The following is a 25,845-nucleotide window of genomic DNA, read 5'->3' on the forward strand; positions in this document are numbered from 1 at the left end:
ATTGAATTGCGCATCCGTGTCGCCTTGCTCAGCAGCTTTGCGATACCATTTGACCGCTTCCGCATAATCCTGTGTGACACCGTCGCCATAATGATACGTCACACCCAGATTGAATTGCGCATCCGTGTCGCCTTGCTCAGCAGCTTTGCGATACCATTTGACCGCTTCCACAGAATCCTGTGTGACACCGTCGCCATTATCATACGTCACACCCAGATTGAATTGCGCTGATGCGTGTCCTTGCTCAGCAGCTTTGCGATACCATTTGACCGCTTCCACATAATCCTGTGTGACGCCGTATCCGTTGTAATACATCACACCCAGACTGTATTGCGCTGATGCGTGTCCTTGCTCTGCCAACGGACGCCATTCCGTCAGTGCATTCTCATAATCACCGCGCTTAGCCGCTGCCAATCCCTTGTCAAAATCCTGAGCAGACAATCCGCCCGCGCTTGCGATTGCTAAGCCCAACACGAATGAAATCGTTCTAAATGCCTTCACTTGATAATCCTCCCGTTCACGAACGGTGATTACCATCGCGATAATGCGCTGCCCTGACCTATGTCAAAATCGCCACTTCAAGCTTTGAGGCGATAAACAGACTGCCGACTGATACCCATTTCACGCGCTGAGATGTTCATTCCGTCATTCAAAAGCTGCTTGGAGCGTTTTGTATCAATCGTCGCTCTACGACCGAGATACGTGCCCGTGATCCTCCCCCACTGAAGTGCTCCGCCGCTATCTTGAGAAAGCGGACACGCTTCGCCAGCAATCTGTCCCAATCTGGTGGCGGGTCCGGTTTGCCCTGCTCTACCCCGTTTGAACATGTCAGACATGTGGCTTGGTTGGGTGCGTTTCCATCTGCCAACCGTGAACACTAAGATTGGGACGGTATTCGAAAATTGAAAATGCGGTCTTTGGAACTTTAAGGGCATGTGTATCTAGTTCAGCCGCAACTGATACCTTGGCTTGCGCTCGGCAGTATCAGTGCCCATAGTTTTTTGTATAAGGACAAAATTTCAGAAAGGTACGCAGGTGAAGAGCATTATTGGAGGGGTAATAGTTGGCATTACTTTAAGTGCTCCTGTATTTGGCTTCGAAGCCAACGACCGTTTAGCTGCTGTAATGGAGCTTGATAACAAGGAATTTACCGAGGTTCAGGGACATCTCAAAAGAAGTTGGATGTGGGATGAAAGCGACCCGAGTTTTGTCGTGACTGTTGGGTTAGTGACATACGATGTTGAGCTTGACGATGGACGAGGCACAACGAAAAGAGCCATGCAGTGCCCTCAGCAGGAAATTTTTGGGAATCCTAACGAAGGCTGTTCTATTTCGTTTGATGGGATTTATCACACGGAAATATCGAACAATATTGTGGAAGTCGATCTAACCATTTGGAACGTGGAATTTATCGACTAGCGTTCCTTCCCAAACTGTTGATTTCGCAACTGAGCGAACACGGCGCTGCAGACCGTCGCGAGAAAAAACCGAACCGCATTGTCCAAGTGAAGTTTCGCGACGAGAAGGTTAAAATCTAGAATATCGCTTATGTGAAAAAAATAGCGATGCGATCCGGGTGCGCAAAGAAGGTTGAATCACCGAACCACTTTTCTTTGGTTGCTCGCCTGTTGTGCGAACGCTGACAAGGAAGCTCGCTCTTCAGACTATTTTCGCTCGTTAGAAAATGGGAAGGTAAACGTACCCCTCCATTGTTCTATGAATAGGAGGGGGTGGCCCATTTTGGTGAAAGTTGGCCCGTGGAACCGCCTGCCCCAGATTCTTTACGCATCCACAATTCAAATAATTCAACGGATGGCTAAGGCCCCGAGCGCTTGCAGGGGGTATTTTAGGGGGGACAGCAGGGAGTTAAATGTCAATTACTCTTAAATTACAACAGCTTAAATAAGAGAAATGGCGCACCCGAGAGGATTCGAACCTCTGGCCTCTGCCTTCGGAGGGCAGCGCTCTATCCAGCTGAGCTACGGGTGCCTGAGGCCGGGATATAGGGCATGCAACCATGCCCCGCAACCGGCAAATCAGTCGAAGAGATCGTGGCAGAGTTCCAGCGCTTCCACAAGCTTATCAACCTCTTGGGTGGTGTTATACAAACCGAACGAGGCGCGGCAGGTCGCACTGACACCCAGGTGATCCATCAGAGGACCGGCGCAGTGGTGTCCCGCACGCACGGCAACGCCCTTTTTATCCAACACTGTCGAGATGTCATGGGCATGGGCCGCACCTTGCAGCGTGAATGAAAAAATCCCGCCCTTGGTCGCCGAATGGCCCTGCACGTTCAACCAGTTCAAACCGTCCAGCTTTTGTCGAGCATAGGCAGTCAGCGCTTTCTCATGCGCTGCGACATTCTCCATGCCCAACTCCATCAGGTACTCAAGCGCCACACCCATTCCGATTTGCTGGACGATGCCGGGGGTGCCGGCCTCAAACTTCATGGGCGGGTCGGCATAGGTGATCTCGTCCTTGTGGACCTCGCGGATCATGTCGCCACCGCCAAAGAAAGGAATCATCTCGTCCATGCGTTCCTTGCGGATGTGGATCGCGCCGGAACCCGAGGGGCCGTAAAGTTTGTGACCAGTGATGGCATAGAAATCAGCGCCGATATCTTCGACATCCACGGGCATGTGCACCGAGCCTTGCGAGCCGTCAACCAGCACGGCAACACCCTTGTCATGAGCGGCCTGCGTGATCGTCTTCACGTCAACGACCGTCCCCAAAACATTCGACATTTGGGTGATCGCGACCAGTTTGGTTTTGGGACCGATCGCATCAATCACCTTCTGTGGATCAAGATCGCCATTCGCGTCGACATCGACCCATTTCAGAACCACACCCTGTCGTTCGCGAAGGAAGTGCCAAGGCACGATGTTGGCGTGGTGCTCCATCACGCTAAGAATGATCTCGTCCCCAGCCTGCAGGTTCGGCATGGCCCAGCTATAGGCGACCAGGTTGATGCCTTGCGTGGTGCCCGTGGTGAAGACGATCTCATCTTCATCCTTAGCACCAAGGAAGCGCGCAACGATGCCACGGACGCCTTCGTACTTCTCGGTCGCCAGGTTAGAAAGGTAATGCAAGCCCCTGTGAACATTCGAATATTCTTCGGCATACGCTTTGGTAACCGCGTCAATTACGACCTGCGGCTTTTGTGCGGATGCTCCGTTGTCCAGATACACAAGCGGCTTGCCATTCACCTCACGCGACAGGATCGGGAAATCGGCGCGGACCTTCTCTAGGTCATACATTTGGAGCCTCCATCACGGGAAGTAATCCCAGTTGAGAGATCAGTGAGATCAACACAAAAGTTGTCAGGACAAACGACAGAACCGTTACGACGATCGCCTGACCAATGCCGTCGAACTTGTGCAGCTCGGCGACAAAATTCAGCAGCAGCCAAATGAACAAGGCGATCGAAACCAGACCCAGCAAAGCCGCAAGAATGGCCATAACCGGGACCAGCAACAGTTGCACGACCTGCAGAGCGATCAGGATGGCCTGCATCCATGCAAACAGACGCAACCCGCCGTCCATATCACCCTGCCCGCCCATCAGGCGCCCGATGCTTACAATGGCCATGATCAACGCCAGCGTTATGCCACCCAAAAGGCCAACAGCCTGAAATGGGGACATCTGCAAGAATGCCAGAACTTGTTCGGGCGGAACGGGAAACAAAATCTGCCCAATGCCGGTCAGGACAACCGACAGCAAGATCATCGCGACAAAGGCGCCCCAGGCCTGTCCGCGCGTTGCGGGCAATTCCAAAACCTTACGGGCCGCGACTCGCGGTGTTTGGACGGACTCAAGCGCCAAGCTCCAAAGGTTTTGGAGGATCGTAGTCATGACTTGGGGCTACCTTCAGCTGTTTTCACTCGGGTCATGCCCTCTGCTTCCAGCAAGGACAAGAGCCAGATCACCCCAAAGCCAATCAACAGGATCGCACCAACCGCCTGTTCGGCCGGGCCTTCACCGATGAATCCGCGCACCATTCCATAGAACAGCCACAACGGCGTTGATGCCAGCAAGGACCAGAACAGCGCCAGACGCGCGCCGAACCAACTGCCTTTGCCACCAAAGATCATCAACACGATGTGAGAAACTGCCGCGACGCCATACAGAAGCAGCGGCGCAACCAGCAGCCATGCCATGGCGGCGTATTGCAGACTGGCCTCTAGCGGCACGGTGTCGTCCAAGTGCGCCTGACGCGCGATCACCGGAAGCTGCGAGATAAAGATCAGCGCGCAGGCACCCATGGCATAAGCCAAGGCACGGTCTTCACGCTGACCTCCCGCAAGCTGTCGAGCGATCACCCGGCGCGGATTGCGCCAGGTGGCCACGATATCCTGAGTTACGCTCATGCGCGGTGGCGCACCAGCCAGCCAGCCATCCGGTCAAGGATTTCCTCGGCCAGTGCTTCATCCGCGATTTCGTCCAGCGCTTCAGCAAGGAAGGCCAGCGTCAGCATGTCGGTCGCGTCATCTTTCGGGACACCACGCGAGCGAAGATAGAATAGACCCTCTTCGTCAATCGCACCCGAGGTAGAGCCGTGAGAACAGGCCACGTCGTCGGCATAGATTTCCAGCTCTGGCTTGGCCAGGAACTGGCTGTCATCGTCCAGAAGCAACGACTGGCTAATCTGATAACCGTCGGTCTTCTGCGCGCCTTCCTTCACAAGGATCTTGCCTTGGAAGACACCGGTCGCACCGTTACGCAGCACCTTTTTGAAAACCTGACGGCTTTCGCAACGCTCGGCGTCGTGGGTGATGAAAACGGTGTCATCGTGATGGAAATCACCGTCGCCAACACATGCACCGGCGATATGGGCCGATGCATCGTCACCGGTCAGTTCGATCACTGCTTCGTTGCGAGTCATCACACCGTTTGCGGTCAGGGTGAAGGACTTGAACAGGCTTTCTTCGCCTAGACGAGCGAAGATATGGGTCACGGCCTGACGCTCATGATCGCGACCTTGGGCCCGCACATGGTGGAACGCAGCGCGGTCTGCGACTTCGACCTCTAGCACCTTGTTGAACCGCGCGGCGGCGGGGCCGTTCTCCAGAAGGGTCAGTTCGCCCCCCTCTTCCACCTTCACGACGTGATGCAAGATCGCGTCGGATTGGGTGTTGGCATGAACGTAAGACAGCGCGACAGGCTTCGAGACCTTGCCTGTGACGCGGATCAGAACACCGTCTGTCGCAAAGGCCGTGTTCAGCGCCGCAAGCGGGCGTTCCACGGGGGTCTGACCATTCGCTTCAAGAACGCCATAAACGTCCTTGGCCCAATGGATGTCAGCGGCCTGAGCCTCTGCCAAACGGGAAATTTCGATACCTTCAAGCGACAGGTCGTCCGAGGCATCGGCGTCAAACACACCATCCACAAAAATGATCCGCAGCCGATCAACTGTCCCGAATACCGGCGACTCGTCGGTTTCAAACAGCGAAGCGGCCTGCGGCTCGACAGACGTCAAGCGCGCCGGGTTGGTGTATTTCCAATACTCATCCCGCGCACCGGGCAGGCCCATCTGACGGACACGCGCCAACGCATCGGCCCGCACCTTGGCGGACCAGCCTGTGGCCGTAACTTCGCCAAGCGCAGCAAGGCGCGCATCGGTGGCGTCTTGTTTCACTTGCGGCAGGGCCATTATGCGACCTCCGCCAGAATGTCGGCGTAACCGTTGTTTTCAACTTCCAGCGCCAGCTCGGGGCCGCCGGTCTTCACGATACGGCCGTCAGCCATGATATGAACGACATCCGGTTTGATGTGATCCAGCAGGCGCTGGTAGTGTGTGATGACAAGGAAGGCACGGCCTTCGTCGCGCAGGGCATTCACGCCTTCGGCAACCAGTTTCATCGCGTCGACGTCCAGACCCGAGTCCGTTTCGTCTAGGATGCACATCTTCGGTTCCAGCATCGCCATCTGCAGAATTTCGTTTCGCTTTTTCTCGCCACCCGAGAAGCCAACGTTCACAGGGCGCTTCAGCATGTCTGCGTCGATCTTAAGGTCCTTAGCTTTGGCGCGAACGACTTTCAGAAAGTCGGCTGCCGACAGCTCTTCTTCACCACGTGCCTTACGCTGCGCGTTCACCGCGGTGCGCAGGAAGGTCATATTGCCAACGCCGGGGATCTCCACCGGATATTGGAACGCGAGGAACAGGCCCGCTGCAGCACGCTCTTCCGGTTCCAGATCCAGCAGGTCTTCACCTTCCAGTGCTGCTTCGCCATCAGTTACTTCATAGCCGTCGCGACCAGACAGGACGTAGGACAAGGTCGACTTGCCCGAACCATTGGGCCCCATGATCGCATGGACCTTGCCAGCCTCGACGGTCAGGTCGACACCCTTGAGGATCTGCTTGTCCTCTTCTTCAAGTTTGACGTGTAGGTTTTTGATTTCCAGCATTTTTCTCAGTCCTTACTTACGGTGACGGCGGTGCCAGAAGCCGACACCATCAGCATGTTGTTGATCACTTCATAGTCGAGGTCGACCCCAACCACAGCATTTGCGCCGACGGCTGCGGCGCGATCTTTCAATTCCCGCAAGGCGACGTCGCGCGCCTTGCCCAATTCCTGTTCATAGGCCGCTGATCGGCCCCCGACGATGTCGGTAATGGCTGCAAAAACGTCACGAAAAACATTCGCGCCCAAGATAGCTTCGCCTACGGCGATGCCCTTGTAGTCAACAATCTTGTGCCCCTCGATCGAGGGCGTTGTTGTCACGATCATCTTTTCACCCCCAAAGCGCTTTCATCAGCATCATCAACGCCATGGCCCCTAGTCCCAGTACCAAGGCGGTCACCAGGACAGAGTTTCCAATCAGCCCCTCGTCAGTTCCGACACGTTTCCGACGCACGCTAAGACCAATCAGCATGCCGACGAACACGCCGACACCAACGCCAGCCGAGTCGATTGCCAAGGCGATGATGGTCGACATCAGCCCACAGAACCTTCCAACGAAATCGCAACCAGCTGTTGTGCTTCCATTGCGAATTCCATCGGCAGGGCTTGCAGCACTTCCTTACAGAAGCCGTTGACGACAAGGGCCACGGCCTCTTCCTCATCCATGCCGCGCTGGCGGCAGTAGAAGAGTTGGTCGTCGTCGACCTTCGATGTGGTCGCTTCGTGCTCTACGCGGGAAGAGTTGTTCTTCACTTCGATATACGGAACCGTGTGCGCCCCGCATTCCGAACCGATCAACAGCGAGTCACACTGGGTGTAGTTGCGCGAGTTCTTCGCCTTCGGGTGCATCGAGACCAGACCACGATAGGTGTTCTGCGCTTTACCCGCCGAGATGCCCTTCGAGACAATCCGCGACTTGGTGTCTTTACCCAAGTGCACCATCTTGGTGCCAGTATCGGCCTGTTGCATGTTGTTGGTGATCGCGATCGAGTAGAACTCGCCCTGGCTTTCGTTGCCACGCAGGATGCAGGACGGGTATTTCCAAGTGACGGCAGAACCGGTTTCCACCTGTGTCCACATAACCTTCGACCGGTCCCCACGGCAGTCCGCACGCTTGGTCACGAAGTTATAGATTCCGCCTTTGCCCTCTTCATCGCCCGGGAACCAGTTCTGGACGGTCGAGTATTTCACTTCGGCGTCTTCTTCGACGATGATTTCGACGACGGCCGCGTGCAGCTGCGCAGTATCGCGTTGCGGTGCGGTACAGCCCTCGAGGTAAGACACGTAAGAGCCCTTATCCGCGATGATCAGGGTGCGTTCGAACTGGCCGGTGTTTTCCGCGTTGATGCGGAAGTAGGTCGACAGCTCCATCGGGCAGCGAACGCCCGGCGGGACATAGACGAACGATCCGTCCGAGAAGACGGCCGAGTTCAGCGTGGCATAGAAGTTGTCCGATACCGGTACGACCGAACCAAGGTATTTCTTCACCAGTTCCGGATGCTCACGGATCGCTTCCGAGATCGAGCAGAAGATAACACCCGCCTCTTTCAGCTCTTTCTGGAAGGTCGTGCCGACCGAGACCGAGTCAAACACCGCGTCCACGGCTACCTTACGCTCGGAATTCGCGCCGTCGGCAGGCACTTCGTCCGCGCCCTCGACACCGGCCAGGATCATCTGCTCTTTCAGCGGGATGCCCAGTTTTTCATAGGTGGCCAGCAGCTTGGGATCGACTTCGTCCAGCGACTTGGGCTTTTCGGTCATCGATTTCGGACGGGCATAGTAGTACTGGTCCTGAAAATCGATTTCCGGGTATTCGACCATCGCCCAATCCGGCTCTTCCAGCTTCAGCCAGCGATCAAAGGCCTGCAGACGCCATTCTGTCATCCACTCGGGCTCTTCGTTTTTGGCAGAGATCAGGCGGACGATGTCCTCGGTCAGCCCTTTCGGGGCGTATTCCATCTCGATCTCGGTTTCCCAACCGTATTTGTACTTTCCGGCCATCGCGTTGACGGTTTCAACCGTCTCGCGGTCTACGCCTTCACGGACTTCGGTGACTTGATCAGACATCGCTGTTTCCTTCCTGCCGGGGGCGCCGCCCCCCCGTGTTCCTTATGCTGCGCGCGCCTGGTGCCGAGACCAAGCCTTTAGCCACGCTTCGGCAAAACGCAGCACGTCATCTTCTGTTGTTGTGGGGCCAAGCGAGACCCTCACAGCCGACCTTGCCTGGTCAGCGTCATATCCCATCGCACGCAAAACGCGGCTTTCCTTGACCTTGCCGCTGGAACAAGCCGACCCCGCCGAAATGGCAAAACCAGCAAGATCCATCTGCATCACCTGCGTCTCGCCCTTCCAACCGGGCGTGATAAAGCAAGAGGTATTAGGAATCCTACGTGCATCTTTTCCGACAAAAATAGTTTTATTTGCCTCAGCCGCAAGCGTGTTTTCTAGAATGTTTCTAAGTTTTTCGACTTGGTCCGGAATACCGACCTCAAGATCGCGCTGAGCTGCCTCAGCTGCGGCCCCGAAGCCCGCGATTCCAATGATGTTTTCCGTGCCAGAGCGGCGCCCCATCTCTTGTCCGCCACCGACGGCCAAAGAGGTGATATCCAGCCCCTGCTTAACGATCAGAGCGCCAACTCCCTTGGGTCCGCCGAATTTGTGGGCAGAAACAATAGCCAGATCAGCGCCGCTCCATGAGAAGGCAAAAGGGATTTTGCCGACGGCTTGAACCGCATCCAACAGCAGATAGTTCGCCTTGCGCGCGCCATAGGGCAAAAGCCCCTCTGCATCGCGCGCGGGCGGCTCGGTGATCACGCCGGTTTCGCTATTGGCCAGCCCCATGGCCAGCGTGTGGCCACCGGCCCCATCTTCGTTGCTCAGATCAAAATGAGACCACAGACAATCATGCGCGGTGTCTTGCACCATGACATCGCAGCCTGCAGGGCGGTTTTCCAAAACCCTCGCGGCCTCGGTCGCGCCGCTGGTGAACACCACCTCTGAAACGTTGCACCCGACAGCCGCCGCGACCTGTGCGCGGGCCTTCTCGACCAGCGACTTCGCGGCACGCCCCTCAGCATGGACCGAAGACGGGTTGCCCACCACATCCATCGCCGCCAGCATCGCTGCGCGCGCCTCTGGCCGCAGTGGGGCCGTGGCGTTCCAGTCAAGATAGGTTCGGTTCATCCCTCGTCCACCACTTGGAACAGGGTCGGAACCGCAGGACACGGCGCCAGATCATTCCTCACCACATCCGACAGGCGCGTCTGGTGAAGGAAGACATACACATGGGCGCTAAGCCCTTCCCACAACCGGTTGGTCATCGACTGCGCACGCGAGCCCGACACGCCGCCCGAGGCCCCTGCCCCGGTGTGCAGCGCACTGACAGTTTCATCCACGGCGCCCAGCACATCGGCCACCCGAATGTCCGACGGTGACTGGGCAAGACGGTAACCACCGCCCGGCCCACGGACCGATTCCACCAGTCCGGCGCGGCGCAGTTTCACGAAAAGCTGCTCGAGATAGGGCAGTGAGATGTCCTGCCGCTTCGAGATTTCGGCCAGCGTTGTCAGCCCATCGGCTGGCTGAAGGGCCAAATCGGCCAGCGCAACCATCGCATAACGGCCTTTCGTGCTGAGTTTCATGGGCCTACCCCCTGCAAACGGTTGACGTGAGGCGGCAGGGCAATTACCTCCCTTTGCACCCCTTTTCGGTATCGTCCGAAAATTTAGAATTGTTCTAGAATGCCTGAGCAAACTCGTCAAGTTTAAGCACAGGCCACCTAAGCGGAAGAGTAGCGCATGCCTGAGGTCATTTTTCCTGGCCCCGAAGGCCGACTTGAAGGTCGGTATCACCCTCAGAAAGAAAAAGACGCACCGATCGCGATCGTTCTTCATCCACACCCGCAGTTTGGCGGCACGATGAACAACAAGGTTGTCTACAACCTGCACTATGCGTTCTACAACATGGGCTTCACGGTTCTGCGGTTTAACTTCCGCGGCGTGGGCCGCAGTCAGGGCGAATACGATCAGGGCGTGGGCGAGCTGTCAGATGCGGCTTCGGCTCTGGATTACCTGCAGTCGATGAACGCCAATGCGAAACATTGCTGGGTCGCCGGCTTTAGCTTTGGCGCATGGATCGGCATGCAGCTTCTGATGCGTCGCCCCGAGATCACAGGCTTTGTCAGCGTTTCGCCGCCTGCGAATATGTATGACTTCTCGTTCTTGGCGCCCTGCCCCAGCTCTGGCCTGATCATCAACGGCTCTGCTGACCGCGTGGCACCGCCCGCTGACACCCAGACGTTGGTCGACAAGCTGCACGAACAGAAGGGCATCACCATCACCCACCAAGAGCTTGAAGGAGCAGACCACTTCTTCAAAGAGCCGCACATGGACACGATGATCGGTAATGTTCAGGAATATGTCTCGCGTCGTCTGACCGAGAACACCCGATAAAGAGTTAGGGCGCATCTCTACGCGCCCTAAACTCCTCTTATGCGGCAGACCTGAAACACCCCTATGGGAATGGGTCTGCCCGCAAGCCGAGCCGCTCGGCGACCAATCCCTTAACTTTCATGACCGAAAATCAGGCGTCGTCCTGAAACAGGACGTCGCTGAGCTTCGCAGCCGCGCCTTGCAGCAGTTCTTTGCGCTCGACAGCCTCGGTCAGGGACATGCGCTGCGACGGGCCGTGATAGGCAAGTCCGGCGACAAAGCGACCATGCGGATCCAGCACGGGCACGGCGATCGCGATCATGCCGTTCATGAACTCTTCCCGGTCTGTGGAATAGCCAAGCTTGCGAATGTTCTGAAGCTCTTCCAGCAACGACGCGCTGTCACACAATGTATGTTCCGTCATCTTTTTAAGATTGAGCGAGGCAACCAAGGCCTCTCTCTTTTTCGGGGCAAGGCTCGCTAGAAAAGCTTTTCCACTTGCGGTGCAGTGAAACGGAACGCTTGTGCCGATCGGCAACTGGATGCGAAACGGCCAGTCGGTCTCGACCCGATCCAGATAGCTCATGCCTTCGTTGCCCGGCACCGCATAGTTGACGGTTTCCCCGACCTGCTCGGCGACTTCCTTCAGGATTTGGTGTCTGGCGACATGATCGCGTGAATTGTGCAGCAAGCCGGACCCAAGGTCGCGTAACCGTCGGGCCACTTGGTACTTCTTTGCGTTTCCGGGCCGCGTGAGAAAGCCATTTTCTTCCAGCGTGACACACAGCCGATGAACCGTCTGCTTGGGCAGACCTATGTGTTCATTGATCTGCGTTGCGGTCATCGCCTGATCGCTTTGACCTAAAACCTCTAGGATTCTCAGCGTTCTCAGATTGGTTGGGATGCGCTCAGATTCCGACACAGTCAGCCCTCTTCAAAAAAAATGATGAATTTCTCGCGAATCACTGTAACGTCCTGAGATCGCAAAATCGAGAACTAAAGTCTCATTTTTTGATATTTTGGGGTAAAATGGAATTCGACTTCGTAATAGTTGGGGCTGGGTCTGCCGGGTGTGCGATTGCTAATCGCCTGTCGGCGGATGGTCGGTTCTCTGTTGCGCTGATCGAAGCGGGGCCGGCAGATCGGAACCCGTGGATCCATATTCCGGTCGGTTATTTCCGCACGATGGGCAACCCGAACTCGGATTGGGGGTATGTCACCGAAAAGGACGAAGGCATCGCCGGGCGCTCTATTTCATGGCCCCGGGGTCGCGTGCTGGGTGGATCCAGCTCGATCAACGGGCTGCTTTATGTCCGGGGCCAACCTCAAGATTATGACCACTGGGCTCAGCTCGGGTGTATCGGGTGGTCTTGGGACAGCGTTCTGCCCCTGTTCAAGCGATCAGAGACATGGAACGGCGAGCATTCGAACGACGTTCGAGGCACAGACGGACCGCTTTCAGTTCAAGACTCTCGGCTGACGCGAGAGGTCGTGGACACGTGGCTGGATGCTGCCGAGGCCGCGGGGTATCGGCGGACCAAGGACTATAACGGTGAAGACCAAGAAGGTGTCGGCTACTTTCAACTGACAATGAAAGGGGGGCGGCGGTGCTCTTCGGCGGTGGCCTATCTGAAGCCCGCCAAAGGTCGCAAGAACCTGACAATCCTTACAAACGCGCAAACAGAGAAAGTTCTGATCGAAGACGGGCGCGCGACTGGTATCCGCATCAAGCGTCACGACCTTTTAGAAGACATCCGCGCCCGGAAAGAGGTGATCCTAAGCGCCGGGGCAATCGGCTCGCCTCAGATCCTGATGCTGTCAGGGATCGGTGACCCCGAAGAACTGACGCCTCATGGGATAGACGTTCACACAGCACTGCCGGGGGTAGGAAAGAACCTGCAAGACCACCTGCAGGCCCGCCCGGTCTATAAAACCAGCCTCAGCACGATCAACACGGAAGCCAACAACATATTCAAGCAAGGCATGATGGCGATGCAATACGCCCTCACCCAACGCGGGCCAATGACGATGGCAGCCAGCCTTGGCACGGGTTTCCTGAAAACCGACGAGCGGCTTGAGACGCCGGATATCCAGTTTCACATCCAACCGTGGAGCGCGGACAAACCCTCCGACGGGCCGCACAAGTTTTCGGCCTTTACGGCCTCTGTTCTGCAGCTGCGCCCGGAAAGCGCGGGACATCTTTCGCTACGTTCGGCCCGGATGGAGGATCACCCGGCGATCCATCCGAACTATCTGGCAACAGACCTTGACTGCAAAACCATCGTCAAAGGCATCCAGATCGCTCGGAAGATCGCCCAGACCAACCCGCTGAAATCTCACATCACCGAGGAACACGCCCCCGGCCCGGGGATCGCGTTTGACGATGAGGTCGCAACACTGGATTGGGCGCGGCGGACCTCGGTCACGATCTACCACCCGACGGGAACCTGCAAAATGGGGGTGGACGACAAAGCCGTCGTGGACCCGCGGCTTCGGGTCAAAGGGGTTTCGGGCCTGCGCGTCGCGGATGCCTCGATCATGCCGACAATCGTCAGCGGCAACACGAATGCACCCTGTATCATGATTGGCGAAAAGGCCGCCGACCTGGTTCTGGAGGACGCCCGATCATGATGCACACACACCAATTCGCCGATCGAAGAATGAAGACGCCTTTGGTCAAAACACGGAACAACAGCGGGGCAACGCCTTCAGCCCCGAAGGAAATATAAAGTCAACGAGGGCACTTAACTTTGGGAGGACTATAAATGTTCAGACTAAAAAATGTGGCAGCGGGTGTAACAGCACTTGCGCTTATGTCGACAGCCGCAATGGCTGAGAAAGTACTGCGGATCCAATCGGTTCTGCCAAACACCGCAGACGAAGTCTTCATGCTGAACGAGTTCGGCAAGGACGTGGCCGCTCTGACGAACGGATCGCTGACGATTGAAGTACTGCCGGCAGGCGCCGTGGTTGGCCCGCGTGACATCATGGACGCGGTGGATGCAGGCCTTGTCGAAGGCGGCTTTGCGTGGACCCACTATTGGGGTGGCAAGCACGTAGCGGCGAACCTCTTTGGTGCACCAGTCGCGGGCGCCGGTGTTGGCCTAGACAACATCGCGTTCCTAAGCTGGTTCCAGTATGGCGGCGGCAAAGAGCTGTATGACCGCCTGTGGGACGAAATGGGCGTAAACGTCAAAGCCTTCATGCTGCAGCCGGTTGGCCCCGAGGCCCTAGGCTGGTTCCCGAAACCGATCGAGTCGATGGATGACTTCCGCCAGATGCGGTTCCGCGCTCCTCCGGGCATGGTTGGCGCAGCCTATGCTGACATCGGCGTTCCAGCCGTCGCAATGGGTGGCGGTGACATCCTGCCGGCACTGGAAAAAGGCACCATCGACGCAGCCGAATGGTGCTGCCCGAAGCCTGACTCTGTCTTCGGCTTCCAGAAGGTGCTGAAGCACTACTATCTGCAGGGTCTGCACCAGGTCACCGTGAACGCCGACATGTATGTGAACGGCGACTTCTACGACAGCCTGACCGACACCGAGAAGAAAGCGCTGGAAGTGGCAGCAAACGCATCGCTGTCGAAGTCCTTGTCCTACCGTATCTATGAAAACGGCAAGGCGCTGAAGGATCTGACCGATAACCACGGCGTTATCCTTGAAGACACTCCGGCGGACTACTTCACCGAGTACATGGCAGCAGCCAAGAAAGCCTTGCAGGCAGCAGCGGACGAGAACGAGTTCTTCGCTGAAGTCTGGCAGTCTCAGAAAGACTTTGCGGACATCGCAGTTCCATTCTGGGCAGGCGCGCAGACCTCGAACGCGGGTCTGGGTCGAGCACATGCAGACACGCTGAAGTGATAATCAGCGACGGTGCGGGGCCCATCAGGGTCCCGCGCTTCATTTTCGGCAAGGGCAAAAGCCTTTTCCAAAAATGAAGACCCACAAGAGGGCAGCGACAACAAGGGAGAATTGGGATGGCCGCAGATGAGGTGAACCCGGATGAGCTTGAGATTGCAGATGAGCTGATCGCGGAACGACGCGCCGAAGCGCCCGGTGAAACGCCAGAGGATATGACGGCGTGGCAACGCCCGATTACCGCAGCGATTGATGTACTGAACCATCGAGCAGGCCAATTGATAGCCTTGCTCATGATCCCGTTGATCGCGGTGGTGGTGTACGAGGTCATTTCACGAAATTCCTTCGCGATCCTGCAAAACGCTGGATTCGAAGAACTGGCTCGTTCCTTAGGGCTTGGACCTACTCTGTGGGTCTATGACACCAGCCGTATGATCGCGGGTGTCTTGTTTATGGGGGCGGCTGGCTATGGCTTGATGCGCGGCGTCCATATCCGGGCGGACTTCCTGTACCGCAACTGGTCCGCCAAGACCCAAGCGACCGTGGACGCGTCGCTGTACCTGCTGTTCTTCATGCCCTCGATGATCTTCTTCACCGTTGTGGCGGCCCAGTTCTGGTGGCTGGCCTATTCCACAGGCGAAACGATGCAGATCGACAGTGCATGGGGCCCGCTATTGTGGCCCGCACGGATCGCGATGCCCATCGGTGGCTTCCTGCTGATGCTGCAGGGCATCCCCGAAATCTTCCGCGCCTTCCACAGAATGGGGAAAGAGCGCGAGCGCCTGTTCGTAAGGGCCCTACCCGTCTATCTGATCGTTCTGATCTGGTTGGTTCTGGCGGTATTCCAGCCCGAGGTTGTTCCGGGCGGAGAATGGTTCTCTGACATCATGTCGGCTCGCCCCAACCTGTCCAAGCCCACCATTGGCTTGATCATGCTGGGCGCGATGCTGTTCGTGATTTTCATCGGGTTCCCGATCTCATTCACCCTGATCTTCTTGGCGTTTGTCTTCGGCATCTGGGGGGCCAACTTCAAGCTGACCACCCTGCTGATGACGCTGAACACCAACTCGACCATGCTGAACGACCAATTGATGGCGGTCCCGCTGTTCGTCCTGATGGGGATCGTGATGGAGGCCGCCGGGTTGATGGAGCGTCTGTTCGCCTCGATTCAGATGATCATGGCCCGCGTCCGCGGCGCCCTGTTCATCGCGGTGTTGATCGTATCGACGATCTTCGCGGCGGCGACGGGTATTGTTGGGGCCTCGGTCACGCTTCTGGGCATCATGGCCGGCGCCACGATGAGCCGCTCTGGCTATAACGTCCAACTGGCGGCGGGTACGATCACGGCAGGTGGCACCTTGGGTATCCTGATCCCACCGTCGATCATGCTGATCGTGATGGGTCCAGTCCTAGAAGTTTCGACGCTGGATCTGTTCCGCGGGGCCTTCATCCCCGGTGCGTTGCTGGCATCTCTGTATCTGCTCTACACGCTTGGGCGTTGCTGGATGAACCCAAGCCTGGGTCCGATCCTTTCGGAAGAAGACCAGCCCGACACTTCGAAGTTCTACGGTGCAGAGGTGGCCCTGATCTGTCTGGGCGTACTGACCATCTGCCGGGTCTTTGGTCTAAGCCTTGGTGGCGCATTTGGGTTCATCCCGTTCGGTGGCCTAATCGTCGTCTCGGCCGTGATCGCCGTTGCCTATCTGGCTTATCGGAAGCTGAACGTCCTGCGCATCGTCTTCCCGATCGGCGTTCTGTTCCATCTGGCCATGGTCTTTGTCGCATCTGGTGAGGGCGGCATTTCGGTCTGGTCGATCATCTTTGCAGCCTTCGTCTTGCTGCTCGCCTTCCTGTCCAAGCCGATCTATGGCGCGGATGCCGAAGGCAACTTCTACTTCTCGCAGCTTTGGGACGAATTCTTCGCGGGGCTGATGCCGCCGACGATCCTGATTTCCTTTGCTTTGGGCTCGATCCTTCTGGGGCTGGCAACACCGGCCGAGGCCGCCGCAATGGGCGCGTTCGGTGCGATCCTGCTGTCGGTCGCTTATCGGAAGTTCACCATCCCAAGCTTCTTCGACAGCCTGATCAAGGCGCTGGAGATCACCGTTCTGATCATGTTCCTGGTCGCGGCTTCGAACTTCTTCGGGGCGCAGTTCAGCTCTTTGGGAACGCCCAAGATGATGACCGAACTGTTGCTGGGGCTGGATATGTCGCCCTACCTGATCCTGATCTTGGTGATGGCGTTGATCTTCCTTCTGGGGTGGCCTTTGGAATGGGTGCCCATCGTGTTGATCGTGGTGCCGATCCTGCTGCCCACGGTCGAGGCGTTGGATGTCTATGGCCTTAGCCGATACGACATGATGGTCTGGTTCGGCATTCTGGTCGCGGTGAACTTGCAGACGGCGTGGCTATCGCCACCCGTGGCCCTATCCGCGTACTTCCTGAAGGGGGTCGTGCCCAACTGGGATCTCAAGGACATCTATCTTGGCATGATGCAGTTCATGCTGGTCCAGCTGTTCGGCCTGATCCTTCTGTTCCTCTTCCCGCAATTGGTGCTTTGGCTGCCAGCCGTAATGTCAGGAAACTAATCGATGACTGTAAAACGAGGTACTCTTTCCTACCTGAAATGGCCGCTGATCACGACAGTCATCGGTCTGGGGCTTAGCGGCTGGTTGGGCTGGGAAACCGAAGGCACAATGTCTGGAGTGGTGTCCTTCCTGATTGTCGGGGCGGTTCTGGCCGCGCTAGAGATCGCGCTGTCCTTCGACAATGCCATCGTCAACGCCAACAAGCTGGTCGAGATGACCCCGGTCTGGCAGCGGCGTTTTCTGACCTGGGGGATCCTGATCGCCGTGTTCGGGATGCGGATCATCTTCCCGCTGGCCATTGTCGCGATCTTTGCGTGGATCAATCCTTTCGCTGCGATGCATCTGGCCCTGTCAGACCCGGATGAATACAGCCGGATTATCGGCCACGCACACGGCCCGATCTCTGCCTTCGGCGGGACCTTCCTGATGATGGTCGCGCTGAAGTTCTTCATCGACGAGGACAAATCCATCGACTGGATTGAAATGCTGGAACGGAGGCTGCGCCGGTGGGGCTCGATCCGGGGGTTCGAAATCTCTTTCGTGCTGGTGATCGTGCTGGCGATCTCTCAGACCCTTCCCGACAAGGACATCGGCCGTTTCCTGACCTCGGCGGTCATGGGCCTTTTGGTCTTTGCCATGGTCGACGGGCTGGGCACCTATCTGGACAATATCGCAGGGTCCACCGCCGAGATCGGCGCCAAGGGCGGGTTGGGTGCGTTCCTGTATCTTGAAGTTCTGGACGCAAGCTTTTCGTTCGACGGCGTGATCGGAGCCTTCGCGCTGACGACCAACATCCTTTTGATCGCGATCGGTCTTGGGATCGGTGCCATGTATGTCCGTTCAATGACCATCATGCTGGTCGAACGCGGGACTTTGGCTGAATTCCGATATCTCGAACATGGCGCCTTTTATTCGATCTTTGCTCTGTCGATCGTGATGTTCCTGCAATCCATCGTCCATGTGCACGAGTTGATCACCGGCGGGGTCGGCATGACGCTGATCGCGACGGCCTTTTATGCCTCAATCCTTCATAACAAGCGACAGGCCTAGGGAGCCGCAACCAGAAAGGACCTTGAAGTGGCGCGTAACTATTTGAAAAAAGCGGCCCTTACCTCGCGGTCGGACGCGGGTGAAACCACGAAGATCGTCGCAGGTATTCTGGCCGATATCGAGGCCCGCGGCGAAACCGCAGCGCTGGAATACGCCGCCAAGTTCGACAAATACGATGGGAACGTTCAACTGACCCCGGATGAGATCGACGCTGCCTGCGCCAAGGTCCCGCAGAAGCTGAAGGACGATATCCTATTCGCCCATGACAACGTGCGCAGGTTCGCAGAGGTCCAGAAGAAAACCGTCGAAAATGTGGAATACGAGATCAACCCGGGCCTGATTGCCGGGCAAAAGGCGATCCCGGTTTCGGCCGCCGGGTGCTATGTACCTGCGGGTCGGTATCGTCACATCGCAAGCGCGATCATGACAGTGACCACGGCAAAGGTCGCTGGCTGTGAACATATCACCGTCTGCTCCGCGCCCCAGCCCGAAGTCGGGCTTTACCCGGCGATTGTCTTTGCCGCGCACGCCTGCGGGGCGGACAAGATCATGGCGATCGGGGGCGTTCAGGGCATTGCGTCGATGGCCTTTGGTCTGTTCGACCAACCCAAGGCAAATATTATCGTGGGCCCCGGCAACCAATTCGTGGCCGAGGCCAAGCGCACGCTTTATGGCCGCGTCGGTATCGACATGATCGCTGGCCCCACAGACAGCCTGATCCTTGCCGATCAGGGTGCTGACCCACACATCGTCGCAACCGACCTCGTAAGTCAGGCAGAGCATGGATATAACTCTCCTGTTTGGCTGGTGACAGACCATCGCCCCTTGGCCGAAGCAGTCCTTGCCCGCGTCCCCGACCTGATCGCTGACCTGCCAGAGCTGAACCGCGAAAACGCCGAAGCTGCGTGGCGCGATTATGCCGAGGTCATCCTGTGCGACGACCGAGAGGAAATGGCCGCGACCTCTGACGCCTATGCGCCTGAACACCTAACCGTTCAGGCCGGCGATCTGGATTGGTGGCTGGACCGGCTGCGCTGCTATGGCTCGTTGTTTTTGGGCGAAGAGACGACCGTGTCTTACGGCGACAAGGCCTCTGGTACGAACCACGTTCTTCCGACCTCGGGCGCGGCTAGCTATACTGGCGGCCTGAGCGTTCACAAATTCATGAAGATCGTCACATGGCAAAGGGCAACACGCGAAGGGTCAAAGAAGGTCGCCGAGGCAACCGCCCGCATTTCGCGGCTGGAAGGGATGGAGGCACATGCCCGTGCCGCGGACGTCCGCCTTGCCAAATACTTCCCCGATGAAACCTTCGATCTTAGCGCTGATGGTTAAAACGACACAGATTTGAACGGACTGAACACGTCACGAAAGGACATCTAATGTTTCAAAAAATACTCGTGCCACTGGCGCTGACCCATGGCGTGTCCGAGAAAACCTTGGCCGCCGCGAAATCCTTGGCCGATGCCGACGGTAAGATCACGGCCCTGCATGTCTATGAGATTCCTCAAGGCACGGTCAGCGCCCTGATGGGAGAAGAGCGCATTCAACAGGGTCTGGACGCCGCGTGGGAGGCCTTGAAAGAAAAGACCAAAGGGTTTGACGGTGTTGAGGCAGAAATCATCCGCGGCCACGCCTATCGCTCTATCGTGGATTATGCCGAAAGCGGCGGTTACGATTGCATCGTGATCGGCTCTCACAAACCCGGTCTTAGCGACTATCTGATCGGATCGACCGCAGCGCGGGTCGTGCGCCATGCGTCCTGCACCGTGCATGTCTATCGCGGCGGCTAGATCAGGCTCGCGTTAGACTTTCCCGGTGAGAGAGGTCAGCAACAACCCGCCCCGACGTCGAAACTCTGACAATTGCAACGCCCCTTCCGCGACAAGCATCGGATTAGACAGCGCGCGCTTCAACAGCGCCCGCGCCTGCCAGGCAGGCCATGTGGCCGGGTTCTTGGTCTTGGCGCGTGACAGTCTGTTCAGCGCTTTCTGGGCCAGTTCAGAAATCGCTTCGGGGCGACCATCCAGCAAGGGTATGCGGTTCTGCGCCTCTAGCTCTGGGATGGCGCGCAGCCAACTGGCGACGCCACTGGCATAGGCAATGTCGCGGATCGCCGTTTCGTTGGTCTCACCCAACAACCGGGCAGCGGTCCACATCAGGTGGCCCGAGGTCGCATCGATATAGCGGTCGAAATCAGCCTCATCCTTGAACGGGTCACGGTAGATGTCCCACTGGCGCGCGGTAACCAGCCCGTCCAGAACAGCGGCAGCTTCGGCGTCCAGAACCTCGGCCAAAGGGGTTACGACCTCATGTCGACGCACGTGCCCGCCCTTGGCGATTTCATCCAAAGCGTCCCGCCACCATTGCAGGCGCATCTCGGCGATCATGGCTTCTTGCGTGACCCAAGGGGCCCGGGCCACTTCGAGGTTCATCGCATAAAGCGGGAACAGCACGGCACGCGCCGAAACCGGCGCGGCCATCGTCGCGGCAAATCGGTCCGGGTCGCCCTTGGCAACCTGATCTGCACAGGCCTGAAGGGTCAAACCGCAGCCACCTTGTCGTGAACCAGTTTGTAGGTAATCGCATCCAGAAGCGCCTCGAACGAAGCATCGACTATGTTCGGCGACACACCCACGGTGGACCAGCGATGGCCATCGCCATCTTCGCTGTCGATGATAACGCGGGTCACGGCCTCGGTGCCGCCTTGTGTGATGCGGACCTTAAAGTCGACCAGCTTCATATCGTCGATCACCTGCTGATAGGGACCAAGGTCCTTGCCAAGCGCGCGTGACAGCGCGTTCACCGGCCCCCGGTCATTGCCAGCGTCATCAAGGCTTTCCGAAGCGCTGATCATCTTTTCGCCACCCACTTCGACCACCACGACGGCCTCTGACAGGGTCTTCAGCACGTTATGGTCATCGCGGATACGTTCCACGCTGACACGGTAGCGGCGGACAGAGAAATAGTCCGGCAGAATGCCCAGCTCTTTCCGCGCTAAAAGTTCAAAACTGGCCTGCGCGGTGTCATAGGCATAGCCCAGCCCCTCGCGCCGCTTGATCTCGTCAAGGATGCGCGGCAAGGCCGCTTTGTCGGACACATTAAGGCCGGCTTCTTTCAGACGTTTGCGCAGGTTGGACTGGCCCGCCTGGTTGGACATCGGGATGATGCGTTCGTTGCCGACAATTTCAGGATCGATATGTTCGTAGGTCGAAGGATCCTTCAGGATCGCACTGGCATGAAGCCCGGCCTTATGGGCAAAGGCCGATGCACCCACGTAGGGGGCGCTTTTCGACGGAACACGGTTCAGGATGTCGTCCAGCTTACGCGATGCACGGGTCAGGCCAGCCAATGCTTTTTCCGTAACACCGACCTCAAAGGCACTGCGATAAGGCTCTTTCAGCATCAGCGTCGGGATCAGGGTCACAAGGTTGGCGTTGCCACAACGCTCTCCCAGGCCGTTCAGCGTACCTTGAATCTGACGCGCGCCCGCATCCACCGCGGCCAGAGACGAGGCAACGGCGTTGGACGTGTCATTATGGGTGTGGATGCCAACGTGATCGCCGGGGATACCGCCTTCGATCACGGCCTTGGTGATCTTATAGACCTCGGCCGGCAGGGTGCCGCCATTGGTGTCACACAGGACGATCCAGCGCGCACCGGCCTCGAATGCCACGCGCAGACACTGCATCGCATATTCAGGGTTGGCCTTGTAGCCGTCAAAGAAATGCTCGGCGTCAAACAGCGCCTCGCGGCCCTGCGCCACCAGATGCGCGATCGAGGCGCCGATGTTTTCAAGGTTCTCTTCCAGCGTGATCCCAAGCGCCTTGGTCACGTGGTAGTCGTGGCTTTTGCCAACCAGACAGACGGCGGGCGTGTTCGCGTTCAGAACGCCAGCCAACACATCGTCATTCTCGGCAGAGCGCCCTGCCCGCTTGGTCATCCCAAACGCGGTGAAGGTCGCGCGGGTTTTCGGCGCTTGCTCGAAGAACTCGCTGTCAGTGGGGTTCGCCCCGGGCCAGCCGCCTTCGATATAGTCAATGCCAAGCGCGTCCAAAGTCTTTGCGATCTGATGCTTTTCAGCCGTCGAGAACTGGACGCCCTGCGTCTGCTGGCCGTCGCGAAGCGTGGTGTCAAAAAGATACAGGCGTTCTTTGGTCATTTCAGCGCCTCCAGTTTGGCGGGGTCGAAACCGGCGGCGGGCTGAAGCTCTACCCCGGCTTTGCTCATACGGACTTCAACGCCCGCCTCAAGCAGTGCTGTTTTCAGGGCATCAACACCCGAGAAGTCTTTTGTTTCCATAGCCTTGGCACGAAGTGCCGCCAGCTGGCCAGCATATGCTGACAGGTCGACTTCTGGTGCCTTGGCCCAGTTGGGAACTTCGTCTCCCATAAACCCTAAGAACTGCAGTGTATGCCTCAAAGTTGGAGCATCATCAGCAACAGCAAGTTGATGACATTCTGCGATCGCGCCCGCGGTATTCAGATCGTCTGACAACGATTGAATGACGGCAACGTAAGGATTTCCAATTCCAGAGCCTTTATCTGCGATCGCATACCATTTTCGAAGAGTACGTTCTGCCTCTTCCCGCTTCTTCTCGGTCCAATCCATCGGCTTGGAATAATGCGTCGACAGCATCACGAAGCGGATCACCTCGCCCGGCACGCCTTGGTCCAGCAAATCCCGTACGGTGAAGAAGTTGCCAAGCGACTTGGACATCTTCTTGCCTTCGACCTGCAGCATCTCGTTGTGCATCCAGACCTTGGCGAATTCGCCGTCTGGGTGGGCACAGCAGCTTTGCGCGATCTCATTTTCATGGTGCGGGAATTGCAGATCCAGCCCGCCGCCATGGATGTCAAAGCTTTCGCCCAACAATTCATAGCTCATGGCAGAACATTCGATGTGCCAGCCCGGACGCCCCCGGCCCCACGGGCTGTCCCAGCCCGGCAGGTCGTCAGAGGACGGCTTCCAGAGCACAAAATCCATCGGGTTACGCTTATAGGGCGCGACCTCGACCCGGGCCCCCGCGATCATGTCATCGACCGAGCGGCCCGACAGCGCACCGTAATTCTTGTAGCTTTCCACGGCGAACAGCACGTGACCTTCGGCCGAGTAAGCGTGGCCTTTTTCGATCAACCCTTCGATCATCGAAATCATCTGCGGGATATACGCCGTGGCGCGCGGCATATGCGTCGGCTCTAGCGCGCCGATGGCGGACATGTCGTCCAGATACCATTGCGTGGTTTCGGCGGTGATCTCGCTGATCGGACGGCCGCTTTCGGCGGCACGCGCGTTGATCTTGTCATCGACGTCCGTGAAATTGCGGACGTAGGTCACGTGATCAGCGCCATAAACCTGTTGCAGCAGGCGGAACAAGACGTCGAACACCAGCACGGGGCGCGCGTTGCCCAGATGCGCCCGGTCATAGACCGTCGGGCCACAGACATACATCCGCACATTCGCCGGATCGATGGGCGTGAAGACCTCTTTCTTGCGGGTCTTGGAGTTATAAAGCTTGATCTCGGTCATAGCCGTTCCTTGCGCCTGTTCAGGCGGGGCTTATCACCAGTTTCAAAGGAATGAAATGACCGACCCGCCTGACTATGTCAGCGGATAATAATGCAGCAGATGATGTTGGTGCCTTTGGTCATGGAGGCGACCATAGGCACCGTCACCGCGCGGGTCAAGCGCTCGCACGGTGGATCATCCGTAGATTGGGGCGCATTTGAGTGAGGATGGTCAAACCAATCCCCACAGCAATGATCAACGCCCCGATCCAAGTGAGCGGCGGATAGACCTCTGCCAGAAACAACGATCCCGACCCAAGGCCGATGGCGGCTGACACATAGGCAATCTGGCTTAGCATGACGGGTCCACCCAACTCCTGCAGCCGGAAATAGGCTGGGAATGTCATGCCTGCTGCCAGAAACTGGACAAGAGTTACCCAGATCAACTGGCCCTCAAACAATTGTCCTGCGGGAACTCCGCCATAAAGAACGAATTGCAGCCCCACTAAGGGGATCAGCGCGAAACTGTGGCTCCAGAACGCCAACGCCAACGGATGCGCCCCTTTAGGCCAGTCCAGCGTGCGGTAAATGTTGCCGCTGGCAAGGATCGCGGGAAGGCCAAGGGCCGCAAGGCTCCACAAATCCACCGCATCCACACCCCCCTTGCCAAGAGTGACCAAACCCGCGCCGATCAGGCCGAACAGTATTCCGGCTACGCCCAAAAAGCCCGGTCCTTTCAGCCCGAATACGACTGACAGGCCAAGCGTGGCAACAGGCGACAACGCGGCCACAAGGCTGACCTGCCCCGCGCCAACGCGCGGCACCAGCACGGTGATCACGAAGTTGACCAAGGCAAAGCTAACCGCCCCGGAAATCAGGGTATAGCGCAACATCTGCCCGCGCGGCAGGGCGATCCCGCCCCGCAGGATCAGCGCCGGAAGGATCAGACCCGCCCCGCCCGCTGAAAGAACCATCGCCCACAAAAGCGGCGGCACCCCCGCAGCAGCAGCCAGCTTGCTAAGCGGAAAGGTCAGCCCGAACAGGCCCCCGGTATAAAGCAGCAGGAAGATGGCCTTGATACGATCAGGCATAGCTTACGACCTCGTATTCGATGTCATCTGGCCCATCGAAATAGAAGCGCTTGCCGGGCTCGTAATCGGCATGATTGAACGTGGCATAGCCCGCCGCACTGACCTTGGCTTCGGCGTCATCCAGATCCTCAACGACGATCCCAATGTGGTTCAGGCCCGCGCGACTGTAGTGCGGGTCGCCATTCGTGATCAGTTTTTTGCCGGGCGTATAAAGGGCTAGATAACTGTCCTTGTTGCCAACGTGGACACTGTAACCGCCGTTAATCGCCGCCCCTTCCCACCGGACTGTCCAATCAAACAGGCCGCACAGAACCTTGGCCGTGGCTTTCGGATCGGGGACAGTGATGTTTACATGCTCGAGGTGCATCTGACTTCCTTTCGAATTGAAAAAACTCGAAAAAGAACATAATCTTTCAACTTAACTTGAACTCAATAGGAAAAGTTTTGTTGAAAAACAGTCGGGTAGAGAAACGCGGACTGACAATTGGCCAAATGTCAGAGCGGACCGGCCTCGCCACGTCTGCAATCAGATTCTACGAGGAACAAGGTCTGGTGCATCCGTTTCGCACCGATACTGGACAGCGAAGGTATGACCGGGCTGACCTGCGCAGGCTGTCATTCATCATGATCTCGCAGGGTCTTGGGTTCTCGATCGCCCAAATCCGCGAAAGCCTGTCGAAACTGCCCGAGAACCGAACTCCGACAAAGGCGGACTGGACGCGCCTATCAAAGGGGTTTCAGCAAGAGTTGGATGCCCGGATCGAACAGATGCAGGCCCTAAGGGAACGGCTGGACGGGTGCATTGGCTGCGGTTGCCTCTCGTTGAAGAAATGCACCCTCTACAACCCTCGCGACCGGGCGCGGCAAAAAGGGGCTGGGCCACGTTATGTGATGGGGGACAGCCCGGATTAGGGCGCACTT

The 25,845-nt window shown here is 57.5% G+C and carries 26 protein-coding genes and 1 tRNA gene; 9 read left to right on the forward strand and 18 right to left on the reverse strand.

Going from position 1 to position 25,845, the window contains the following annotated elements:
- Positions 1-537, reverse strand: a 537-nt coding sequence (locus CLM58_RS13860; protein WP_198950966.1) for a tetratricopeptide repeat protein, incomplete at its 3' end; no start/stop codon positions are given.
- 498 nt (positions 538-1,035) lie between these two features.
- On the opposite strand from CLM58_RS13860, the gene CLM58_RS13865 reads away from it, so the two are divergent.
- A complete protein-coding gene (locus CLM58_RS13865) occupies positions 1,036-1,419 on the forward strand; it encodes a hypothetical protein (RefSeq protein WP_143226579.1) in 384 nt (127 codons plus the stop codon).
- Positions 1,420-1,912: 493 nt separating this feature from the next.
- Here the strand turns inward: CLM58_RS13865 and CLM58_RS13870 are convergent.
- The 11 genes from CLM58_RS13870 to iscR all read right to left on the reverse strand — a co-directional run bounded on the left by CLM58_RS13870 (position 1,913) and on the right by iscR (position 10,042).
- A tRNA-Arg gene (locus tag CLM58_RS13870) sits at positions 1,913-1,989 on the reverse strand.
- Positions 1,990-2,036: 47 nt separating this feature from the next.
- Positions 2,037-3,257 carry a cysteine desulfurase gene (locus CLM58_RS13875; RefSeq protein WP_095596480.1) on the reverse strand — a complete coding sequence of 407 codons (1,221 nt, stop codon included), beginning with the start codon at positions 3,255-3,257 and terminating at the stop codon, positions 2,037-2,039.
- Positions 3,250-3,852, reverse strand: coding sequence for a YIP1 family protein (locus CLM58_RS13880; RefSeq protein WP_095596481.1), 603 nt, complete (start codon positions 3,850-3,852; stop codon positions 3,250-3,252). The genes CLM58_RS13875 and CLM58_RS13880 overlap by 8 nt, the downstream gene beginning before the upstream one ends.
- Positions 3,849-4,367 carry a YIP1 family protein gene (locus CLM58_RS13885; protein WP_095596482.1) on the reverse strand — a complete coding sequence of 173 codons (519 nt, stop codon included), beginning with the start codon at positions 4,365-4,367 and terminating at the stop codon, positions 3,849-3,851. The genes CLM58_RS13880 and CLM58_RS13885 overlap by 4 nt, the downstream gene beginning before the upstream one ends.
- The gene (gene sufD / locus CLM58_RS13890; RefSeq protein WP_095596483.1) at positions 4,364-5,650 is read right to left on the reverse strand and encodes a Fe-S cluster assembly protein SufD; all 1,287 of its coding nucleotides are present in this window, start codon (positions 5,648-5,650) and stop codon (positions 4,364-4,366) included. The genes CLM58_RS13885 and sufD overlap by 4 nt, the downstream gene beginning before the upstream one ends.
- Positions 5,650-6,405, reverse strand: coding sequence for a Fe-S cluster assembly ATPase SufC (gene sufC, locus CLM58_RS13895; protein WP_095596484.1), 756 nt, complete (start codon positions 6,403-6,405; stop codon positions 5,650-5,652). Before sufC ends, sufD begins: the two co-directional genes overlap by 1 nt.
- Before the next feature lie 5 nt (positions 6,406-6,410).
- Complete coding sequence (locus tag CLM58_RS13900; protein WP_095596485.1) at positions 6,411-6,728, reverse strand: heavy metal-binding domain-containing protein; 318 nt, start codon at positions 6,726-6,728, stop codon at positions 6,411-6,413.
- Between the two features lie 4 nt (positions 6,729-6,732).
- Entirely contained in the window at positions 6,733-6,936 is a 204-nt protein-coding gene (locus CLM58_RS13905) for a hypothetical protein (protein ID WP_095596486.1), read from the reverse strand.
- Positions 6,936-8,468 (reverse strand): Fe-S cluster assembly protein SufB, encoded by a 1,533-nt coding sequence (sufB, locus tag CLM58_RS13910; RefSeq protein WP_095596487.1) that lies wholly within the window; start codon positions 8,466-8,468, stop codon positions 6,936-6,938. The genes CLM58_RS13905 and sufB overlap by 1 nt, the downstream gene beginning before the upstream one ends.
- A 42-nt stretch (positions 8,469-8,510) precedes the next feature.
- Positions 8,511-9,584, reverse strand: coding sequence for a cysteine desulfurase family protein (locus CLM58_RS13915; RefSeq protein ID WP_095596488.1), 1,074 nt, complete (start codon positions 9,582-9,584; stop codon positions 8,511-8,513).
- Positions 9,581-10,042, reverse strand: coding sequence for a Fe-S cluster assembly transcriptional regulator IscR (iscR, locus tag CLM58_RS13920; protein ID WP_095596489.1), 462 nt, complete (start codon positions 10,040-10,042; stop codon positions 9,581-9,583). The genes CLM58_RS13915 and iscR overlap by 4 nt, the downstream gene beginning before the upstream one ends.
- Before the next feature lie 156 nt (positions 10,043-10,198).
- On the opposite strand from iscR, the gene CLM58_RS13925 reads away from it, so the two are divergent.
- Positions 10,199-10,852, forward strand: a complete 654-nt coding sequence (locus CLM58_RS13925; protein WP_095596490.1) for an alpha/beta hydrolase — start codon at positions 10,199-10,201, stop codon at positions 10,850-10,852.
- Between the two features lie 130 nt (positions 10,853-10,982).
- On the opposite strand, the gene CLM58_RS13930 is transcribed toward CLM58_RS13925, so the two are convergent.
- Complete coding sequence (locus tag CLM58_RS13930; protein WP_095596491.1) at positions 10,983-11,753, reverse strand: IclR family transcriptional regulator; 771 nt, start codon at positions 11,751-11,753, stop codon at positions 10,983-10,985.
- Between the two features lie 107 nt (positions 11,754-11,860).
- Here CLM58_RS13930 and CLM58_RS13935 point away from each other — a divergent pair, with 107 nt between their 5' ends.
- The 6 genes from CLM58_RS13935 (at position 11,861) to CLM58_RS13960 (ending at position 20,119) form a co-directional block, all read left to right on the forward strand.
- On the forward strand, positions 11,861-13,462 hold the full coding sequence (locus tag CLM58_RS13935) for a GMC family oxidoreductase (RefSeq protein ID WP_095596492.1): 1,602 nt from the start codon (positions 11,861-11,863) through the stop codon (positions 13,460-13,462).
- Between the two features lie 134 nt (positions 13,463-13,596).
- Positions 13,597-14,691 (forward strand): TRAP transporter substrate-binding protein, encoded by a 1,095-nt coding sequence (locus CLM58_RS13940; protein WP_095596493.1) that lies wholly within the window; start codon positions 13,597-13,599, stop codon positions 14,689-14,691.
- A gap of 116 nt (positions 14,692-14,807) precedes the next feature.
- On the forward strand, positions 14,808-17,276 hold the full coding sequence (locus CLM58_RS13945; protein ID WP_095596494.1) for a TRAP transporter large permease subunit: 2,469 nt from the start codon (positions 14,808-14,810) through the stop codon (positions 17,274-17,276).
- A 3-nt stretch (positions 17,277-17,279) separates the two neighbouring features.
- Complete coding sequence (locus tag CLM58_RS13950; RefSeq protein WP_095596495.1) at positions 17,280-18,326, forward strand: DUF475 domain-containing protein; 1,047 nt, start codon at positions 17,280-17,282, stop codon at positions 18,324-18,326.
- A 27-nt stretch (positions 18,327-18,353) separates the two neighbouring features.
- A complete protein-coding gene (gene hisD, locus CLM58_RS13955; protein ID WP_095596496.1) occupies positions 18,354-19,661 on the forward strand; it encodes a histidinol dehydrogenase in 1,308 nt (435 codons plus the stop codon).
- A gap of 47 nt (positions 19,662-19,708) precedes the next feature.
- Entirely contained in the window at positions 19,709-20,119 is a 411-nt protein-coding gene (locus CLM58_RS13960; protein ID WP_095596497.1) for a universal stress protein, read from the forward strand.
- A 12-nt stretch (positions 20,120-20,131) separates the two neighbouring features.
- Here CLM58_RS13960 and CLM58_RS13965 read toward each other — a convergent pair whose 3' ends face one another.
- From CLM58_RS13965 to CLM58_RS13985, 5 genes are all read right to left on the reverse strand, one after another.
- Complete coding sequence (locus CLM58_RS13965) at positions 20,132-20,872, reverse strand: squalene/phytoene synthase family protein (protein ID WP_229666094.1); 741 nt, start codon at positions 20,870-20,872, stop codon at positions 20,132-20,134.
- On the reverse strand, positions 20,869-22,488 hold the full coding sequence (gene cimA / locus CLM58_RS13970) for a citramalate synthase (protein WP_095596498.1): 1,620 nt from the start codon (positions 22,486-22,488) through the stop codon (positions 20,869-20,871). Before cimA ends, CLM58_RS13965 begins: the two co-directional genes overlap by 4 nt.
- Positions 22,485-23,855 carry a cysteine--tRNA ligase gene (gene cysS, locus CLM58_RS13975; protein WP_095596499.1) on the reverse strand — a complete coding sequence of 457 codons (1,371 nt, stop codon included), beginning with the start codon at positions 23,853-23,855 and terminating at the stop codon, positions 22,485-22,487. The genes cimA and cysS overlap by 4 nt, the downstream gene beginning before the upstream one ends.
- Positions 23,856-24,009: 154 nt before the next feature.
- The gene (locus tag CLM58_RS13980) at positions 24,010-24,924 is read right to left on the reverse strand and encodes a DMT family transporter (RefSeq protein ID WP_095596500.1); all 915 of its coding nucleotides are present in this window, start codon (positions 24,922-24,924) and stop codon (positions 24,010-24,012) included.
- Positions 24,917-25,291: a VOC family protein gene (locus CLM58_RS13985; protein ID WP_095596501.1), complete on the reverse strand. Its 375-nt coding sequence runs from the start codon at positions 25,289-25,291 to the stop codon at positions 24,917-24,919. Before CLM58_RS13985 ends, CLM58_RS13980 begins: the two co-directional genes overlap by 8 nt.
- An 80-nt stretch (positions 25,292-25,371) precedes the next feature.
- Here CLM58_RS13985 and soxR point away from each other — a divergent pair, with 80 nt between their 5' ends.
- Positions 25,372-25,836 carry a redox-sensitive transcriptional activator SoxR gene (gene soxR, locus CLM58_RS13990; RefSeq protein WP_268236381.1) on the forward strand — a complete coding sequence of 155 codons (465 nt, stop codon included), beginning with the start codon at positions 25,372-25,374 and terminating at the stop codon, positions 25,834-25,836.
- Positions 25,837-25,845: the final 9 nt, after the last annotated feature.

The sequence above is a fragment of the Actibacterium pelagium genome, from assembly GCF_002285415.1.
Lineage (GTDB): Bacteria > Pseudomonadota > Alphaproteobacteria > Rhodobacterales > Rhodobacteraceae > Actibacterium_B > Actibacterium_B pelagium.

What these genes read in the sequence shown, in the direction of transcription:
- cimA (WP_095596498.1), bottom strand. Translation starts at nt 22,488, where the DNA reads ATGACCAAAGAACGCCTGTATCTTTTTGACACCACGCTTCGCGACGGC.
- CLM58_RS13915 (WP_095596488.1), bottom strand. Translation starts at nt 9,584, where the DNA reads ATGAACCGAACCTATCTTGACTGGAACGCCACGGCCCCACTGCGGCCA.
- sufB (WP_095596487.1), bottom strand. Translation starts at nt 8,468, where the DNA reads ATGTCTGATCAAGTCACCGAAGTCCGTGAAGGCGTAGACCGCGAGACG.
- CLM58_RS13925 (WP_095596490.1), top strand. Translation starts at nt 10,199, where the DNA reads ATGCCTGAGGTCATTTTTCCTGGCCCCGAAGGCCGACTTGAAGGTCGG.
- sufD (WP_095596483.1), bottom strand. Translation starts at nt 5,650, where the DNA reads ATGGCCCTGCCGCAAGTGAAACAAGACGCCACCGATGCGCGCCTTGCT.
- CLM58_RS13985 (WP_095596501.1), bottom strand. Translation starts at nt 25,291, where the DNA reads ATGCACCTCGAGCATGTAAACATCACTGTCCCCGATCCGAAAGCCACG.
- cysS (WP_095596499.1), bottom strand. Translation starts at nt 23,855, where the DNA reads ATGACCGAGATCAAGCTTTATAACTCCAAGACCCGCAAGAAAGAGGTC.
- CLM58_RS13900 (WP_095596485.1), bottom strand. Translation starts at nt 6,728, where the DNA reads ATGATCGTGACAACAACGCCCTCGATCGAGGGGCACAAGATTGTTGAC.
- CLM58_RS13905 (WP_095596486.1), bottom strand. Translation starts at nt 6,936, where the DNA reads ATGTCGACCATCATCGCCTTGGCAATCGACTCGGCTGGCGTTGGTGTC.
- CLM58_RS13875 (WP_095596480.1), bottom strand. Translation starts at nt 3,257, where the DNA reads ATGTATGACCTAGAGAAGGTCCGCGCCGATTTCCCGATCCTGTCGCGT.
- CLM58_RS13960 (WP_095596497.1), top strand. Translation starts at nt 19,709, where the DNA reads ATGTTTCAAAAAATACTCGTGCCACTGGCGCTGACCCATGGCGTGTCC.
- CLM58_RS13935 (WP_095596492.1), top strand. Translation starts at nt 11,861, where the DNA reads ATGGAATTCGACTTCGTAATAGTTGGGGCTGGGTCTGCCGGGTGTGCG.
- CLM58_RS13880 (WP_095596481.1), bottom strand. Translation starts at nt 3,852, where the DNA reads ATGACTACGATCCTCCAAAACCTTTGGAGCTTGGCGCTTGAGTCCGTC.
- CLM58_RS13940 (WP_095596493.1), top strand. Translation starts at nt 13,597, where the DNA reads ATGTTCAGACTAAAAAATGTGGCAGCGGGTGTAACAGCACTTGCGCTT.
- sufC (WP_095596484.1), bottom strand. Translation starts at nt 6,405, where the DNA reads ATGCTGGAAATCAAAAACCTACACGTCAAACTTGAAGAAGAGGACAAG.
- CLM58_RS13980 (WP_095596500.1), bottom strand. Translation starts at nt 24,924, where the DNA reads ATGCCTGATCGTATCAAGGCCATCTTCCTGCTGCTTTATACCGGGGGC.
- CLM58_RS13885 (WP_095596482.1), bottom strand. Translation starts at nt 4,367, where the DNA reads ATGAGCGTAACTCAGGATATCGTGGCCACCTGGCGCAATCCGCGCCGG.
- CLM58_RS13950 (WP_095596495.1), top strand. Translation starts at nt 17,280, where the DNA reads ATGACTGTAAAACGAGGTACTCTTTCCTACCTGAAATGGCCGCTGATC.
- CLM58_RS13945 (WP_095596494.1), top strand. Translation starts at nt 14,808, where the DNA reads ATGGCCGCAGATGAGGTGAACCCGGATGAGCTTGAGATTGCAGATGAG.
- iscR (WP_095596489.1), bottom strand. Translation starts at nt 10,042, where the DNA reads ATGAAACTCAGCACGAAAGGCCGTTATGCGATGGTTGCGCTGGCCGAT.